We start from the raw sequence: 16,336 nt of genomic DNA, 5'->3' as shown, positions 1-16,336 counted from the left end.
ACTAACAGTCGTTCTATGATTAAACTCACTCCCCAACATTTGCAAATTATCTGTAGTCACGCCGAAGCAACTTATCCGGAGGAGTGCTGCGGTATTATCTTTGGTGATTTAGGTGATGATGGCAAAACTGTAATTGAAATTATGCCCACGGAAAATGCTTGGAGTGCAGCAGCTGCGGCAGATTTTCCTGGTGATGAAATCATACACGAGAAGCAGCGCAGGTATGCGATCGCGCCCCAAGTAATGTTAAAAGCACAAAAAGCAGCACGGGTAAGCTCTATCGATATAATAGGTATTTATCACTCTCATCCTGACTATCCAGCAATTCCCTCAGAATTTGACCGACTCTGTGCTTGGCAAGCATACTCTTACATAATAATTTCTGTGCAAAATGGCAAAGCTGGTGAAATTAATAGCTGGTGTCTTGATGATCACCACCAGTTTCAACCAGAGACAATTGAAAAGTTACTTTAAAAACCACTAAGACACCAAGATACAAAGGGTATCGTTTTTGGGTAGGATATAAAGTCCGCGCTTCCTCATCTAACTGCTATGCTAAATCCGAATTTGGATGAAATCCAGCTAACAAAAGACGATTACGAACGCTACTCCCGACACCTAATTTTGCCGGAAGTAGGTGTAGAAGGGCAAAAGCGCCTTAAGGCTGCTAGCGTACTATGTATCGGTACAGGTGGACTGGGTTCACCGTTACTTTTATATCTGGCGGCGGCGGGTATTGGACGCATCGGTATTGTTGATTTCGATGTTGTCGATACTTCTAACCTACAGCGCCAGGTGATTCATGGTACTTCTTGGGTGGGTAAACCCAAGATTGAATCAGCTAAGAATCGCATTCTCGAAATTAATCCCTATTGTCAGGTTGATCTTTACGAAACTCGTCTTAGTTCCGAAAATGCCCTCGACATTATTAGACCTTATGATGTTGTAGTTGATGGAACTGATAATTTCCCGACACGCTATCTGGTTAATGATGCTTGCGTGTTGTTGGATAAACCCAACGTTTACGGTTCTATTTTCCGCTTTGAAGGACAAGCAACGGTATTTAACTACGAGGGTGGGCCAAATTATCGTGATTTGTACCCAGAACCCCCACCACCAGGGATGGTTCCTTCCTGTGCAGAAGGCGGTGTCTTGGGGATTTTACCAGGAATTATTGGTGTTATCCAGGCAACAGAAACTGTCAAAATTATCATGGGTCAGGGTAATACTTTAAGTGGACGCTTACTGCTGTACAATGCCTTAGAAATGAAATTCCGCGAATTGAAGTTGCGTCCCAACCCGGTACGTCCAGTAATTGAAAAGTTGATAGATTACGAACAATTCTGCGGTATTCCACAAGCGCAAGCAGAGGAGGCTAAACAGCAAATGGAACTTTCCGAAATGACTGTGCAAGAATTGAAGCAGTTGTTGGATAGCGGTGCTGACAATTTTGTACTACTGGATGTTCGCAACCCAAATGAATATGAAATTGCCAAGATTCCTGGTTCTGTATTAGTACCTTTACCTGATATTGAAAATGGTGATGGTGTTAACAAAGTCCAGGAACTAGTGAACGGTCATCGCTTGATTGTTCATTGTAAGTCGGGTATGCGTTCTGCAAAAGCTTTGGGAATCCTCAAGCAAGCAGGAATTGATGGTACAAACGTCAAGGGTGGAATTCTGGCTTGGAGTAAGGAAGTTGATCCATCTGTGCCTACATATTAGATATTAAATTTTAAGAGATTTATTAATGCATACAGGTAAGTTTTATCTGTGTGCATTTAATTATTAGTAAAGTGATTAGGGCAATTTTGGACATTGACTGAAGGATAGAAATAAGGATAATTGTTAACAACAAGTTTCTCATAAGCAATGTACAGTAACATAAGGAACGGCTTTGATTTCATTAAATTACATCTATCTTGAGAAATAACTTAATTAATAGTCAGAAAAAGAGAGTTAATTCTCAAAGGGGATTTATCTTAAAAAAATCTAAAAAGTACTTTAATATCCCCTAGTAGGGCATTGCATTAATTATTAGAAAAAAGGTGTACTGAGAAAGAAATTAACAATTATGAATTTATTACTATTAAGTAATGAAAATCCCTGCTTTGCTATTAGCACTTGGTCTAGCACTGAGCGCTTGTAATGCATCTCAAAAAACAGCAGTATCACCTAGTCCCTCCGAAACTGCTACGACTGTACAGCCTGTACAAAACCAAAATAAAAGTAAAACTTTGGTTGTAACAACGGTAGCTCCGTTAACAAATATTGTCAGTAATATTGCAGGCGATCGCGTTGAAGTCAAAGGCATCATTCCCGAAGGTACTGACTCCCACACTTTTGAACCACGTCCTAGCGATGCTGATTTGCTATCCAAAGCTAATTTAATTATTGTCAATGGACTTCACTTGGAAAGTCCAACCGAAAAACTAGCAAAAGCTTCTAAACCTAAACAAACAAACATTTATGAGCTAGGTAGCAACACAATCACCGAAAGTCAGTGGATTTATGACTTTAGCTTTCCTAAAGAAAAGGGAGATCCGAATCCGCATTTATGGGTAAACCCTAAGTACGCTGAAGCTTACGCCAAACTAGCTGCTCAACAATTAACCCAATTAGATCCACAGAGTAAAGAATACTACGCCAAAAATTTAAATAACTACTTGCAACGCCTCGACGCGCTGGACAAAGTAACACGAGAAGTCGTGGCTAGTATCCCAGCAAAAAATCGTAAACTTCTGACATATCACGACTCTTGGGCTTACTGGGCAAGAGAGTACGGCTTTGAAGTGATTGGTGCTATCCAACCCTCAGATTTTAAAGAACCTTCTGCTCAAGACGTTGCCAAACTCATCGAACAGATTCGTAAGCTGGGCGTACCTGCTATTTTTGGTTCTGAGGTATACCCCAGCAAAGTAGAAGAGCAAATTGCCCGTGAAGCGAAAGTAAAAACAGCTAACACAGCTGATGACGAATTACCAGGCACGGGTTTGGCTAATGCCATTGAAAATACCAATCCCCAACACACCTACATTGGCATGATGGCAAATAATCTACGAATCATTGCCGAAAATCTGGGGGGCAATCCCAAGCTGGTTGACAAGCTGAACACTACCAACGTCGTTGGCCCAACCGCAACTGCTACTCAAACGACTCAGTAGTACTCACCAAACTAGGGCATGGAACCAATACTAGAAATTAGAAATCTCACTTGTGGTTTCCAAACTCAACCAGTTTTGACAAACGTTGATTTACTCCTATATCCTGGGCAATTGTCTGGCTTAGTCGGGCCTTCAGGCAGTGGCAAAACCACTCTGATGAAAGCAATATTAGGGTTGGTTCATCCTTGGGCTGGTGAAATTTGGTTTCAGGGAAAGCGCTTAAAGTCAGGAACAGCACCGCCAAAAGTCGGGTATGTGCCACAGGTAGAAACAGTAGATTGGAATTTTCCAGTCACAGCAATAGAAGTAGTAATGATGGGACGTTACCGCAAAAAACAATTTCTGCCTTGGTCTTCACGACGCGATCGCATAGCAGCAAAGGCACTTCTGGAGCGAGTAGGAGTAGCTCATGTCGCCCATCGCCCGATCGGTGAGTTATCTGGCGGACAACAACAACGAGTATTCATTGCCCGCGCATTAGTAGGAGAACCAGAAATTGTCCTTTTAGACGAACCCACCAGTAGTTCAGACTTGCGCGTTCAGCACGAACTGTTACACCTGTTAGCTGAACTAAATCAGCAGGGTTTGACGATTCTGCTTTCTACCCATGACCTCAACTCTGTGGCAACTCATCTACCTTGGGTAGTGTGTTTCAATCATGGCATCATTGCTCAAGGTCAGCCTAGTGATATTTTTACTCCTGCTACCTTGAAAAAGACCTTTGGTGCAGAAATGGTAGTCTTTCACCAAAGCGATCGCATTTTGATTGCTAATGAAGGTACTTCTTTGCGCCATCAGATGCAAGACAATTTGCCGCCCATTTTGCGACAATCTCACTCCAACCACAACACGCACAATTGAAAATCCTCAATCTCTAATCAAAGTAATGGAATTTCTGCTCAAACCTTTTCAGTATGAATTTTTCAGCCGTGCTATTGCTGTTGGGGTGATGGCGGGGCTATTGTGCGGCGTCATGGGAGTGTACATTATTACTCGCCGCATGAGTTACATTGCTCACGGTCTTTCCCATGCAATTTTAGGAGGAGCAGTACTAAGCTACGTTTTGGGACTGAATTTTTATATTGGTTCTGGAATTTGGGGATTTGCAGCTGCCTTGCTCATCCAATATTTAACAGGGCGCAAAGTTTACTCAGATGCAGCTATTGGAATAGTGACAACTGCTAGCTTTGCTTTGGGCGTAGCCGTAATCAGCACTTATCGGAAATTCAGTCAAAACTTTGAGGCGGCTTTATTTGGTAATGTCCTGGGCGTTTCTCCTAGTGATTTGTGGTTTGTTACAGGTGTGACAGTTGTAATTTTAAGCTTAGTTTTTTTGTTTTATCGCCCTTTGCTATTTTGGTGTTTTGACAGAGAAGTGGCTCAAGTTCATGGAGTACCTGTAGTCGCAATGGATACATTATTTGCTTTAATGCTAGCGACATTACTGGTGGCAACACTTAACGTTCTGGGAGTGACATTAATTATCTCTGCGGTGGTGATTCCCGCTTCCATTGCTCGATTATTGAGCGATCGCTTCGGTTATGTAATAGTAATTTCAGGAATTTTAGGAGCTGGGATCGCATTTATAGGTATTTATCTAAGCTACTACTTAGATATAGCTTCTGGAGCTAGTGTTGTCCTGCTGTCAACCTTAATTTTCGGCTGCGTATTACTTTGGAAAAGTGTTCAAAGTCGGCGTAAACGCTATATACCACCCCTTTCTTCACAACATTACCAAGGTTAGTGAGGTTCTTGTTTTACTCCAGGCAGAACTAATACCGTTTCACTACTTTCCTACGTAAATAATCAAGTTTTAAACTCGTCAATTAGCAATTAAGTAGGTCTGTTGAAGAGGGCAGAAGGCGTAAGAAAGCGCGATCGCAGCCAATAACCTAATTTTTCTACCACAGGTGTGAGACACAATTAACCTAGTTTCTGCAACGATCGCGATGGAGAAATAGAGGAATACATGGAAATTCGCACGCCAGACTGGGTTAAACATGCTGTTTTCTATCAAATTTTTCCTGATCGCTTTGCTAGAAGCAAGCAACCACGTAAACGATTGTTGCGTAACGCTAGTTGGGAAGATTGGGATGCTATGCCTACACTCCAAGGTTACAAGGGAGGGGATCTATGGGGTGTACTGGAACAGTTAGATTACATTCAGGATTTGGGATTTAATGCTATTTACTTTACGCCCATTTTCCAATCTGCAAGTAATCACCGCTACCATACCCATGATTATTATCAGGTTGATCCGATGTTGGGGGGCAATCCGGCTTTCAAAGAATTGCTAGACGCAGCCCACGCCCGTAATATTAAAGTTGTTTTAGATGGAGTGTTTAATCATTCCAGTCGGGGCTTTTTCTTTTTCCACGATGTTTTAGAGAATGGCCCCCATTCGCCTTGGGTAAATTGGTTCAAAATCGAAGATTGGCCTCTTTCCCCTTACAATGGTGAGTTTCCGGCGAACTATGTAGGTTGGGCTGACAATCGCGCCCTACCAGTATTCAACCACGATAACCCAGAAGTACGAGAGTACATTATGGAAATCGCCGAATACTGGATTAAATTTGGCATCGATGGTTGGCGGTTGGATGTACCATTTGAAATTAAAACTCCTGGTTTTTGGCAAGAGTTTCGCGATCGCGTCAAAGCGATCAATCCGGAAGCTTATATTGTGGGTGAAGTGTGGGGAGATTCTCGCGAATGGTTGGATGGTACGCAGTTTGATGGCGTGATGAATTATTTATTTGCTGCACCAACAATTGCATTTACCGCAGGCGATCGCGTTGATATTGAACAAGTACAAGATCGTTCCTATCATCCTTACCCACCGTTATTTGCGGCGGAGTACGCCACCAAAATGCAGGAACTACTGCAACTTTATCCCTGGGAAATTCAACTCACACAGTTAAATTTGCTGGCGAGTCACGACACCGCTAGGTTGATTTCGATTGCTGGGGGCGATACTCCTAGTGTGGAACTAGCAACTCTGCTGCTACTAACTTTTCCTGGCGCGCCTAGTATCTATTACGGTGATGAAGTGGGTTTACCTGGTCGTCTTGATCCAGATTCTCGGCGTGGTTTTCCTCTAGAAGCAAGCTGGAATCAAGAAATTCTCAACACCCACCGCCAATTAATTGCCCTCCGTCATGCTTATCCTTGCTTGCGTACAGGAAATTATCAAGTTTTATATGCCCAAGCAGAACTTTTTGTTTTTACCCGCACTTTAGCTAACGAAAAATTAATCATTGCAGTCAATGCTGGTACTGCATCGGCAAAAGCAAATATAAATATTAACTGCCATAGCCAACTCAACAAGCTTTTATATGGCAATGCTGAGATCGAGTGGTACGGTGAAGGTGAAACTAAAAAATTAAGTTTAAATCTTCCTCCCCGCAGTGGTTGTATTTTGGGTATGGGTTAGAAGTTAGTGGATAGTGGTTAGTAGTAAATAACTAACAATTAACAATTAACTACTAACTACTAACCACCAACACTTCCTACTCCGCAACAACTAGCGCAGGCATCAAAACTTGATCAATAACGTGGATAACGCCGTTGTCAGCCAAAATATCAGTTTTGAGAACATTGGCATCATTTACCTGAACTTTACCATCAACGGATGCGATCGCGATCACCGATCCTTCAACTGTCTGCGCCTCATCAATTTGCGCCAAATCATCTGATCTAACATCCCCAAAAGCAACATGATAGGCAACAATTCTCTTTAACTTTGGGGTATTTGCTAGTAAATCATCTAATGTCCCCTCTGGTAGCTTAGCAAAAGCATCATCAGTGGGTGCAAACAGTGTATAAGGGCCTTCACTTTTAATAGTTTCTAATAGTCCGCTGGCTTCAACAGCTTTGATTAGGGTATTGAAATTACCTGTATTAACAGCAGTTTCTACAATATCAGTCATGAGGTTTTTACTTTGTTTAGGTTGTGCTATGTGTCACTTATAGAGTAGGTAAATAGCTATCAACCTCTATCAACGGGTATGTAGTTACGTGTTGCATCAAATGTTTGACATTTTTGTGTCATTCTGATCGATCACAATAAAAATAATCTTTTTCATGCACGCGTTTTAAATTATAAAATACAGGTTAAGCCTGAAGTTATTTCAACATATAGTTTTGGGCTTAGACCTATTTTTTTATAATTTTATTGTCAAAAAATTATCTTAATTCAAAAAATATTTCAGGACAGATAACCCCACCGCCTAACGACATCCTCACCGATTTCGGGGATCTTGTTGTTCACGAATGATTTAGAAATGCTATAGCGCCAACCCAATTATAAGCAGGCGCTACTGTGTTTAGATAAATTCAGGGAGAAAATATAGTGTGATGAGTTCCCTGAGTTTTACTATAAATTGAGTGTAATTGATTTATTACACAGCACTACGGCGAGTTAATAAGTTCCACACAAAAACAGCAACAATTGCACCGATAACCGCTACTAAAATACCAGGAATACTCAGACTAGAAGCTGCTAGTGCAAAGCGTCCAGTAGTGAAGAATACGCCCAAACTACCACCAACAAATGCACCAATAATTCCTAAAAGAATTGTTCCTAAAATACCACCGCCTTGATGACCAGGGTAGATAGCTTTGGCAATAGCACCAGCAATTAAACCTAAAACAATCCAAGCAAGAATGTTCATTGTTTTATACGTGGTAAACTTTTTTCACTAACAATTACAGAATAACAGTCACAACATTGACATCCAATCTACCAACAGAACGAATTACAAATTAGCCGGAAGTAATAGTTAAATTGCTGCCATTACTTTTGATATACGCCTGATTTGAAATAGATAGTCAATTAAAAAAAGCTTATAGTGGGACATTTCAATACTTTCGCACCTACTTTGAAGGCTTTCCGTACCGCAGTATAATTTCGCTTTCTATGCCAATATGCATTATCAATGTATTTGCTGCTCACAAAGCTAAGTCTGGCAATGTTTATGCTTATACCGCTAGCTATCTCAGTCAAAATAGCAAGAAAAATAAATTAGCGAATTTATTTAACTATAAACTCATGCGATCGCTGCAAGTAGCAGTGCTGTGTAAGTAGATTATTGAGATCCAATCTTGATTTGTAAGAGAGATTCCCAATCTTTAATTGCTTCTTCTGACCACATCCAATTGTTAGCTAATTGATTTTTTTGAAAACTGATAGGATCATCTTTGACTACCATTTGCCGCAGTTTTACTGCTTCATTAAGATATTGCTCTCGTTTAGAATCTGGCTGATTACGTGCAGATTTGTATAATCCAATGGCTAAGCCTGCATAGGCTGTTAAAGTATCCTGAGATTCTTGTTTTGGTTTGGCTACAATGTTACTGGCTGATGTATTGTGTTTGACAGCAGTGTCCAATGCTTTAAACCAAGAGTCGTTGGCACGATTGAGATTGCCTTCTGCGTAGTAAGCAAAACCTAAAGCATTAGAATATAAAAGCGAATTGGGTTCTGTTTTTACAGCATTTTCCCAAAAACGGCGGGCATCATCAACGCTATATCTAGTGTCTTTGATTTGGACAAACTGCCATGCTAAGCGTCCTTTTAAAAAGTTGACAAATGGATTATCTAACTGATTGGTAGGAACAAGATCAAGGGCTGTTTTGGCATTATCAAGAGCATTACGATCCAGAAGTGCCTCTACAGCTAATAGTCCATTTTGTAAGTCACCATTGCTCAGTTTCTCGGTAGCATAGGCGGTGACAATTCCGGTTGCTTCTGTTTTTATACTAGTCGGTGACAGATTTTGGCTAGATTTAGAATCGGTAGAAATTGCTGGTATGTCAGATAGGGTTGAGTTTCGTTGCTGCCACCAATTTATGCCAAAAAATACTGCGATCGCACTAATTCCCACAAATCCAACTATAGACAACAACTGACCTCGAGCGCGTCGTCTATAGGCAGCTTTCTCAGATGGGGTAATGTAAGAAGAAGCAAAAGTACTTTGCCAATCTCCACCTAAGCTATCATCAACAGCTACTTCATCACTTGCTGGTGCTATTTGTCTATTTGGCGCTATTTGTGGTGCAAATTCTCCCCACAATGCAGCGAGATTTTCACTATCGTCAGCGTCATCAATACTATCTTCTCTATCCTGCCCTATAAGTTCGGCTTTCATGGAAGTTTGCTCGTTAGCATCTGTGGAATTGCCTAGTTCACCAAATATACCTGCGACTACAGATGAATCCTGGGCATAGGTTGGATCGTCATACTCGATTTCATCTACCAAATCACCCCAGGTTTCTTCGCCTAGCCAGTCTAACTCAGAAGACTCTTGTGTCAGACCAGAAGCAACCATATTATCCATCGGCAAAGACAGATCGGTATTATCTGCTGTAGCTGGGTAGAGTGTTGGTGTTCCCCCTAAGGCCGGATCATACTCGTTGAGCAATTTTGGCGTTTGGGGTACATCAATTTCCGGTCCGAGATAACCATTAAAATCTTTATCAAGATACAAAATAGGCAAAGCCCAGTACATCTGATGCGATCCATAGGCAGAGATTAACCCCTGTCGTACTCGGCTCACACACAAATCTACAGGATATCCTTGAGCAAGGTTACGGTAAAATAACTGTGTCAATGTCAACGCGACTTCATCAGGAATGCGTTCTGACATTGCTAAAACACTCCTAATACCCCGTTTAACTAAGCTTTCGGTAAGATTACGTTCGCCTGTTTCTTGTGTGGGGTCAGAAGTAGCTGCGTATGCGCCCAAGCAGGAGTTAAACACAGCCATTTGAATATTGTTATTGACGAGTAAGCCTGCTAAGTCGTCTCCACTTAGTGTCTCGGTGAGGCCTGTTCTACCACTGACAAGATAAATTTCGCCGCCGTTAGGGCCTAAGTTACTGTGACCGGAGTAGTGCAGGATGTGATAACGTCTTTGTTCCAGGGCTTGTGTTAATTCTTCTCTACCTGGCTGTTCTAACAAAGTTAGTTCGATACCTGGCAGATAAGCCCCTGTTTCCGAGAAGCGTGGTGATTGGCGATGTAGTTCTGCTTGTAGTTCTTCAGCTTCTTGTTTAAGTAAATTCAAACGGGTTCGATCATTGGGAGAAGCAATTACCATCAATACTCTGATACCACCTTCTTCCGGCGGTGTAGGCATTGATGGTAGGCGAGATGCCCCATTTATTCCTGAGTGGAAGCGAGAAAAAGCAATATATGGGCCTGTGGCTATGGGACGATCACCTGCGTGCATCACTTCCCAAGGCAAACGCGCTAACCGATGATCTTTTAACCCCAAACGTAGGCGCAATACACCTTGGCGATTTTGGGCGATACCTTGGGCAGCCATCCAACTATCTCTGAGAGTGCCTTTAAACAATTTATCGTAAAACTCCCGACCCAATGCTGCTAAGTTGACAGAGTTTCTGGCGATCGCATCTCCCTGTAACACTAACTTCAATGGGTCATTCATCAAATGTCCAGCAGCTGTCAACCAATCAGCTACAGGCCAAGTCACCAGTTCTTCTGCCAACGGAACTCCCTGCGCGACTCTTTCCGTTCGCACCAAGTAGTCGTTTTGCCCTACAGGGGTTACGGAAATTTGAAATTCCTGGGTCACAACTTCTCCTGTTTGCCTCCTACGAGCCGATTTGAAACGCAATTCATTTTCAAGTGATGTTTCGTTTCTGATACATTTAGATGCATCTTGTCACCGAGATGTTTCTGATTGCAGTTGTTTTGCTGCTCTTGCAACTTCTACAACTTTAATCCGGATTTTATCGGCTGTGCCTAGAACATTTTTATTGGTAGATGCACCTTGATCTTTAACTCCCCTGCTTGGCTAATACACGCTGGGGGGTTTTTCTATGCTTACCAGAAAAACGTCCCCAATGCACCAAAAATTTATCCTTACTTTTCACGGAATATCTTGAAGGGGGCAGGGATGTAAGGGTGTAAGGGATTTGAACACTTATACCTTTATACCCCCAACTGAACAGCACTCCTTGCTTAAAGACTTGATTTTTTGTCTTTATGGGTAAGTACGATTACAGCTATTTTTACCCCTGCTTATGATCTCCAGCCTCAATCAGAGTAGAGATCACAAGTTTCTCTTTAACTATTTGACATTCATAAGGTTTTTACACAGCGTGAAAAGTCAAATAAATTCTCCTGATGACAAGATTGACAACCAGAATTTTGAATTGGTAGATATACCCTGGTAACTCGGCTTCCCTAGTTGGCTATCAAGCACTAGGGTTTTTGATTTTGATCACCCAGTTTCCTACAAAATCAGGGTAGGTGAGTATGGGTTTAACTAAAAAAGTGGAAGATCTTAGCCTTAGTCCCATATCTTTATACCCCCTAGAATCATTGATAAATGCATCCAAACTATACTAACTGTTTTGCTCTAAAACACAAAGACTGGTAGATGCCTGGCAATACAGTTCGGATGAGCATACTCTTGCCTAAGAGTGCTGATCAGGAAAAATTTACTGGGATTGGGTCAAAGGACATAGAGAAACGCATAAATTCCCCTTACCCCTTGCCCGAGATATATTGAGATGCTGGTAGATGGAATCTGATAACTCACTCCCCTTGTTGGTAATTGGCTACTGAGGGATTTTTTGTTGTTTTTCATAACCTTTTAATCCCATTTTCGCAAAATTATCCGGAGCATACTGGTTTATCTCAGAACATAGTAATGGTAGATGCACCCTGATAACAAACTCCCCTTGCTAGCTGTCGGCTATCGGGGGATTTTTTTATGTGCAAAAACAAACATGTAGCCAAGAATTTGCACAAAATTATCCGGAGTATACTGGTTTATCTCAGAACATAGTAATGGTAGATGCACCCTGATAACAAACTCCCCTTGCTAGCTGTCGGCTATCGGGGGATTTTTTTATGTGCAAAAACAAACATGTAGCCAAGAATTTGCACAAAATTATCCGGAGTATACTGGTTTATCTCAGAACATAGTAATGGTAGATGCACCCTGATAACAAACTCCCCTAGTTGACTGTCGGTTGCTAGGGGATTTTTTTATGTGCAAAAACAAACATGTAGCCAAGAATTTGCACAAAATTATCCGGAGCATACTGGTTTATCTCAGAACATAGTAATGGTAGATGCACCCTGATAACAAACTCCCCTAGTTGACTGTCGGTTGCTAGGGGATTTTTTTATGTGCAAAAACAAACATGTAGCCAAGAATTTGCACAAAATTATCCGGAGCATACTGGTTTATCTCAGAACATAGTAATGGTAGATGCACCCTGATAACAAACTCCCCTAGTTGACTGTCGGTTGCTAGGGGATTTTTTCGTAGAAAAACAAATGATAACGCATCTTTGCAAAAATTGCTCAGATGTATTAAAACTTTATTGTTTGTTTGTACTCTCCATCAACTTTTTTATTCGTTAATTGTAAACTCATTTATTTTATTATTTTTAGGAATTACGCAAAACTAAACGCTTTAGGGGCAATTCATGAGTTACCCTTACCTGAAAATTAGAGTTTCGGCTATTGTTTGCGTGAGTCCTGATTTTGATTGTCTTTTTTTAAGTTCATTTGTATTACTCATGCAGTAATATGCAATTATTTAGAAGTTTTTCCAAACAAGATATCTACTGATTGTTGCTTTGAGGAAAGCTATGACTCAAGCCTCACGCAAACTACTTACATTCAATGAATTCGTTGCTTGGTATCCCGAAAACTCCCAAAGCCGATATGAACTGCATGACGGAGTAATTATTGAGATGTCCCCACCTACAGGCGACCATGAAGAGGTAGTTGGATTTTTAGCTACAAAATTCACTTTAGAATCTAATTGATACTCAAGTGTGTGTGACTTCACGCTTCTTGATAAATTACTTCCTGAAATTGAATCACGTCTTTTTGTGGATCGACGTGGAAGACTTTCACTAAAACCTGTTCACCTAACTTCAAAGCACGCCGGAAAGACATTGGTAACTGCAAACCCAAATCTTCCAAAAGAATTAATGCTAAACCACTATCTTCTCTCAACCACATTAATACTGTTGCCTGCCAAACTTTATCCGTGCAGCGGCGCAAGTACTCTAATGCCCAATATCGGTTTGTCTGCCGTTCTACCATTGTCACTTCTTGGGTGATGGTACTAACGGTCATCATCACTTCTTTGAGTTGTTCGGCGGAAAAGGGTGGAACATCGCCCCGCAGATGTGCTTTGAGCTGAAAGTGGGTAAGCAAGTCACTGTAGCGGCGGATAGGAGAAGTAGCCTGAGTGTAGGTATCCAAACCTAAACCAGCATGGCGTACTGGTGTAATGCTCATTTCACTCTTAGGCATACAGCGACGCATGGCACAGGCACGAACGAAACCTGCTGGTAGCTGGAGTAATTCTTGTTCGGGGGGTAATTCTGGCTGGGGCTGACCACGAAAAGGCAGAGGAATTTGATGAGTTTGACCATAACGGGCAGCAACTTCACCAGCAAGTATCATCATCTCCGCTACTAGTTGCCTGGAGGGGGAGTCGTCTAAAACATAGATGTTGATGTCATCTTCTTTGACTTTAATCATTGCCTCTGGCATATTGATGCTGATGGCTCCTTGGGCGTATCGCCAAGCTTTGCGCTTGTTTGCCCATCTGGCTATAGCGGCAATTTCTGGTTCCGCTTGCACGTCCAAGTCCAGCATTTCGTCTACGTCTTCGTAGGTAAGGCGATAGGTAGGTTTAATAAAACTGGCATGAATGCTGTAATCTTCTACTGCACCAGACGCATCTAATATAATTCCAAAGCTGAGGGCGCAACAAACCTGTCCTTGCACCAAACTCATGGGTCCAGTTGCCAATATTTCTGGAAACATGGGAACCATTCCTGTTGGCAAATAAACTGTACTACCCCGTTTTCTGGCTTCTAGGTCTAACTCATCTTCTGGGAGCAAAAATCGTGTTGGATCAGCGATATGCACCCATAATCTTTCTCGCCCATCTGCAAGCTGTTCCCAACTCAAACCATCGTCTATCTCGGTAGTACTTTCATCATCAATCGTGTACACTTTGAGGTAGGTCAAATCCAGGCGGTTAACATCTGGATCAGGCAGTGGTGATTGTAATCGCTGTTGCGACACTTCTAGTACCTTTGTAGGAAATTGAACTGGAATTGAGGAACGACGCAGAAATAAGTTTTCGTGAGGACTCCACCAACCCAAGTCTACCAATAATTGAAAGGTTCCTTGGGGGGTTGCAGAACGTCCTAGCATGTTCATCGTTTCCAGGACTGGCGCTGGCGGCGGATAGGCACGAGCCAGAGAGTCATAATTTAGCCCTACACGCACAATGTCGGCAAGCAGTGTTGCATATTTTTCTAAAGCTTCTAAACGGTGGCGGTCATGTCTTTGCCACTCGACTGCTTCACCTTTGAGTGCTTGCTCTACACGAGCCAAAAATTCTTGTTGTCCTTTTGCTTTAAGTGCCTCTATTTCTATTTGGTGTTTGCGTTCTGCTACTTGGGCGGCTGTGCGGGGTTCGTAAGAGTCTCCCTTTTGCTTGAAATAAATTTTATCTTCTGATAGCAACCAGTAAGCAGCATAACACTGAGGTGGTTGTGATTCCGAAAACAGTAAGCTTGCCATTACTTGTGGTGTCACTGCTTCCCCATCCTCTACTAGTAATTCCCAAGCTACTTCTAAGCTTGATGGATCTAAGTAAGGGTTTACTTCTTCTAAAAAACTAGAAATTTGTGAAGATTTATAAGTTTGTCCAGTAACTATATATGTGATTTGTCTAGGCGCGAGACTGTGAGATTGACCCCGTTCATCGACTATGAACCAACGGGTTTTGCCGTCTGGGCGATCTATCACACCCAAGCGGCGATCGCCTTGAAGTCTAAATTCAACTAGCGTCCCCTTCTCCACAAGCCTCGCATCTTTATTAAAATTTTAGATTTTAGTTTCTAGATTTTGGATGAAATAACTTGTTATTAAATCCTAAATCTAAATGATTCTAAGCTCGAATCAGCCTATTTTAAACCTAACTTTCTTAGATTTTAGATTTTGGATTCACAAACGCCAAGTGCAATGCTACATAAACTTAGCTTATTCATCTAAAATCCGTCTTAAAAAGCTTTGAGGTTCCCTCCGGGAAGCTGCGCGAACGCCGGAAGCCGGCGCTCAAACTTTTCGCAACATCCAAAATCTAGTTAGCCTTCTGCGTTGATAAATGGCAACAAAGCCAAAATTCTAGCGCGTTTAATCGCTAATGTTAACGCTCGCTGTTGCTGAGAAGTCAGCCCGGTAATCCGACGGGGCAATATTTTACCGCGCTCAGTGATAAATTTACGCAGCAAGTCTACATCTTTATAGTCAATTGGTTCTCCCGGCTTAATCGGAGACAAACGACGGCGGTAATAACTCATGGTTGTCTATTTAATTTCCTTGTGGACAGTATGTTTATTGCAGTGAGTGCAGAACTTTTTGAGTTCTAGACGATTGGTGGTGTTACGACGATTCTTCGTCGAGGTATAACGTGAAACACCTGGAGAGCGCTTATCTGGATTTGTACGACATTCCGTACATTCCAGTGTCACTATAATTCGGACACCTTTAGCCTTAGCCATAACTTTACAAACAATTAAGCCTGAGAATAATTAACACAAATATCTATCTTCGCACATTTCGCTGCAAAGTTTCAAGCATTCGCTTGACTTTTATATCTAGCGAATAGCCACGTCTTGCCGAGACGATTATAGTCTTAGCATAGCGATCATGCAAAGCTTGCCGTAGTTGGGTATCAGATACAGCTGTACCACAATCAATGGCTAGAGGAAGTATCAGCAGTATAGCAGTGGGATTGCGAATAATATTGCTCAAGGCGATCGCAAGTAAAAGCGCACCCAAACCAATGAGCGACTCTCGTTGTAAAAGAGCCTGTAAATCTGGCACTCTTCCCCTGTCGACTGCCAGTACTCTCATGTCTAGAGCATAACGCCCCAAACTTTGTCCTTGGTTGTTATAGACTACCACTACTCGTAATATCAACCAAGCGATCGCAAAAACTAATATCTGGAGAAATTGAATACCAAGCGCATTAGTTCCCAATAGAGAACTAACTAACCAAACAATCAAAAAATCAATCCCAAATGCCATAATTCGTCGTCCAAATTCAACTCTGGGGTAGTTTGGTGGGGGTATGCGTTCAATGGTCATAATTATT

14 protein-coding genes and 1 pseudogene are annotated in these 16,336 nt (G+C 41.8%); 8 read left to right on the top strand and 7 right to left on the bottom strand.

Translation table 11 applies throughout. The features are described from left to right. Nucleotides 1-15 precede the first annotated feature (15 nt). From RS893_RS00125 to RS893_RS00100, 6 genes are all read left to right on the top strand, one after another. The gene (locus RS893_RS00125; protein ID WP_315789238.1) at nt 16-474 is read left to right on the top strand and encodes a M67 family metallopeptidase; all 459 of its coding nucleotides are present in this window, start codon (nt 16-18) and stop codon (nt 472-474) included. 78 nt (nt 475-552) lie between these two features. Further along, nucleotides 553-1,725 (top strand): molybdopterin-synthase adenylyltransferase MoeB, encoded by a 1,173-nt coding sequence (gene moeB / locus RS893_RS00120; protein WP_315789237.1) that lies wholly within the window; start codon nt 553-555, stop codon nt 1,723-1,725. Between the two features lie 371 nt (nt 1,726-2,096). Then, a complete protein-coding gene (locus tag RS893_RS00115; RefSeq protein ID WP_315789236.1) occupies nt 2,097-3,164 on the top strand; it encodes a metal ABC transporter substrate-binding protein in 1,068 nt (355 codons plus the stop codon). Nucleotides 3,165-3,182: 18 nt separating this feature from the next. After that, nucleotides 3,183-4,025, top strand: a complete 843-nt coding sequence (locus tag RS893_RS00110; protein ID WP_315789235.1) for a metal ABC transporter ATP-binding protein — start codon at nt 3,183-3,185, stop codon at nt 4,023-4,025. Between the two features lie 25 nt (nt 4,026-4,050). Next, nucleotides 4,051-4,908, top strand: a complete 858-nt coding sequence (locus RS893_RS00105) for a metal ABC transporter permease (protein WP_315789234.1) — start codon at nt 4,051-4,053, stop codon at nt 4,906-4,908. Between the two features lie 225 nt (nt 4,909-5,133). Then, nucleotides 5,134-6,594 carry a glycoside hydrolase family 13 protein gene (locus RS893_RS00100; RefSeq protein ID WP_315789233.1) on the top strand — a complete coding sequence of 487 codons (1,461 nt, stop codon included), beginning with the start codon at nt 5,134-5,136 and terminating at the stop codon, nt 6,592-6,594. Between the two features lie 76 nt (nt 6,595-6,670). Here RS893_RS00100 and RS893_RS00095 read toward each other — a convergent pair whose 3' ends face one another. Both RS893_RS00095 and RS893_RS00090 read right to left on the bottom strand, forming a co-directional pair. Then, nucleotides 6,671-7,090 (bottom strand): fasciclin domain-containing protein, encoded by a 420-nt coding sequence (locus RS893_RS00095; protein ID WP_315789232.1) that lies wholly within the window; start codon nt 7,088-7,090, stop codon nt 6,671-6,673. A gap of 471 nt (nt 7,091-7,561) precedes the next feature. Further along, the gene (locus RS893_RS00090; RefSeq protein WP_315789231.1) at nt 7,562-7,834 is read right to left on the bottom strand and encodes a GlsB/YeaQ/YmgE family stress response membrane protein; all 273 of its coding nucleotides are present in this window, start codon (nt 7,832-7,834) and stop codon (nt 7,562-7,564) included. Between the two features lie 245 nt (nt 7,835-8,079). On the opposite strand from RS893_RS00090, the gene RS893_RS00085 reads away from it, so the two are divergent. Further along, on the top strand, nt 8,080-8,247 hold the full coding sequence (locus RS893_RS00085) for a hypothetical protein (protein ID WP_315789230.1): 168 nt from the start codon (nt 8,080-8,082) through the stop codon (nt 8,245-8,247). 1 nt (nt 8,248) lies between these two features. Here RS893_RS00085 and hetF read toward each other — a convergent pair whose 3' ends face one another. Beyond that, nucleotides 8,249-10,759, bottom strand: a complete 2,511-nt coding sequence (gene hetF, locus RS893_RS00080) for a cell division protein HetF (RefSeq protein WP_315789229.1) — start codon at nt 10,757-10,759, stop codon at nt 8,249-8,251. A gap of 2,035 nt (nt 10,760-12,794) precedes the next feature. Here hetF and RS893_RS00075 point away from each other — a divergent pair. After that, nucleotides 12,795-12,965 (top strand): annotated as a pseudogene (locus tag RS893_RS00075) (Uma2 family endonuclease); the annotation flags it as partial. Between the two features lie 28 nt (nt 12,966-12,993). On the opposite strand, the gene RS893_RS00070 reads toward RS893_RS00075, so the two are convergent. The 4 genes from RS893_RS00070 to RS893_RS00055 all read right to left on the bottom strand — a co-directional run bounded on the left by RS893_RS00070 (nt 12,994) and on the right by RS893_RS00055 (nt 16,329). Next, the gene (locus RS893_RS00070) at nt 12,994-15,039 is read right to left on the bottom strand and encodes a ribonuclease R (RefSeq protein WP_315789228.1); all 2,046 of its coding nucleotides are present in this window, start codon (nt 15,037-15,039) and stop codon (nt 12,994-12,996) included. A gap of 284 nt (nt 15,040-15,323) precedes the next feature. Continuing rightward, entirely contained in the window at nt 15,324-15,539 is a 216-nt protein-coding gene (rpsR, locus tag RS893_RS00065) for a 30S ribosomal protein S18 (protein WP_009453779.1), read from the bottom strand. A gap of 6 nt (nt 15,540-15,545) precedes the next feature. Then, entirely contained in the window at nt 15,546-15,740 is a 195-nt protein-coding gene (gene rpmG / locus RS893_RS00060) for a 50S ribosomal protein L33 (protein WP_071589147.1), read from the bottom strand. A 43-nt stretch (nt 15,741-15,783) separates the two neighbouring features. Then, entirely contained in the window at nt 15,784-16,329 is a 546-nt protein-coding gene (locus RS893_RS00055; RefSeq protein WP_315789227.1) for an RDD family protein, read from the bottom strand. Between the last annotated feature and the right edge of the window lie 7 nt (nt 16,330-16,336).

Source organism: Fischerella sp. JS2, from assembly GCF_032393985.1.
Lineage (GTDB): Bacteria > Cyanobacteriota > Cyanobacteriia > Cyanobacteriales > Nostocaceae > Fischerella.
This window is presented reverse-complemented; position numbering and strand designations above follow the sequence as displayed.

What these genes read in the sequence shown, in the direction of transcription:
- RS893_RS00095 (WP_315789232.1), bottom strand. Translation starts at nt 7,090, where the DNA reads ATGACTGATATTGTAGAAACTGCTGTTAATACAGGTAATTTCAATACC.
- moeB (WP_315789237.1), top strand. Translation starts at nt 553, where the DNA reads ATGCTAAATCCGAATTTGGATGAAATCCAGCTAACAAAAGACGATTAC.
- RS893_RS00090 (WP_315789231.1), bottom strand. Translation starts at nt 7,834, where the DNA reads ATGAACATTCTTGCTTGGATTGTTTTAGGTTTAATTGCTGGTGCTATT.
- RS893_RS00115 (WP_315789236.1), top strand. Translation starts at nt 2,097, where the DNA reads ATGAAAATCCCTGCTTTGCTATTAGCACTTGGTCTAGCACTGAGCGCT.
- RS893_RS00085 (WP_315789230.1), top strand. Translation starts at nt 8,080, where the DNA reads ATGCCAATATGCATTATCAATGTATTTGCTGCTCACAAAGCTAAGTCT.
- RS893_RS00105 (WP_315789234.1), top strand. Translation starts at nt 4,051, where the DNA reads ATGGAATTTCTGCTCAAACCTTTTCAGTATGAATTTTTCAGCCGTGCT.
- rpsR (WP_009453779.1), bottom strand. Translation starts at nt 15,539, where the DNA reads ATGAGTTATTACCGCCGTCGTTTGTCTCCGATTAAGCCGGGAGAACCA.
- RS893_RS00125 (WP_315789238.1), top strand. Translation starts at nt 16, where the DNA reads ATGATTAAACTCACTCCCCAACATTTGCAAATTATCTGTAGTCACGCC.
- rpmG (WP_071589147.1), bottom strand. Translation starts at nt 15,740, where the DNA reads ATGGCTAAGGCTAAAGGTGTCCGAATTATAGTGACACTGGAATGTACG.
- RS893_RS00110 (WP_315789235.1), top strand. Translation starts at nt 3,183, where the DNA reads ATGGAACCAATACTAGAAATTAGAAATCTCACTTGTGGTTTCCAAACT.
- RS893_RS00055 (WP_315789227.1), bottom strand. Translation starts at nt 16,329, where the DNA reads ATGACCATTGAACGCATACCCCCACCAAACTACCCCAGAGTTGAATTT.
- RS893_RS00100 (WP_315789233.1), top strand. Translation starts at nt 5,134, where the DNA reads ATGGAAATTCGCACGCCAGACTGGGTTAAACATGCTGTTTTCTATCAA.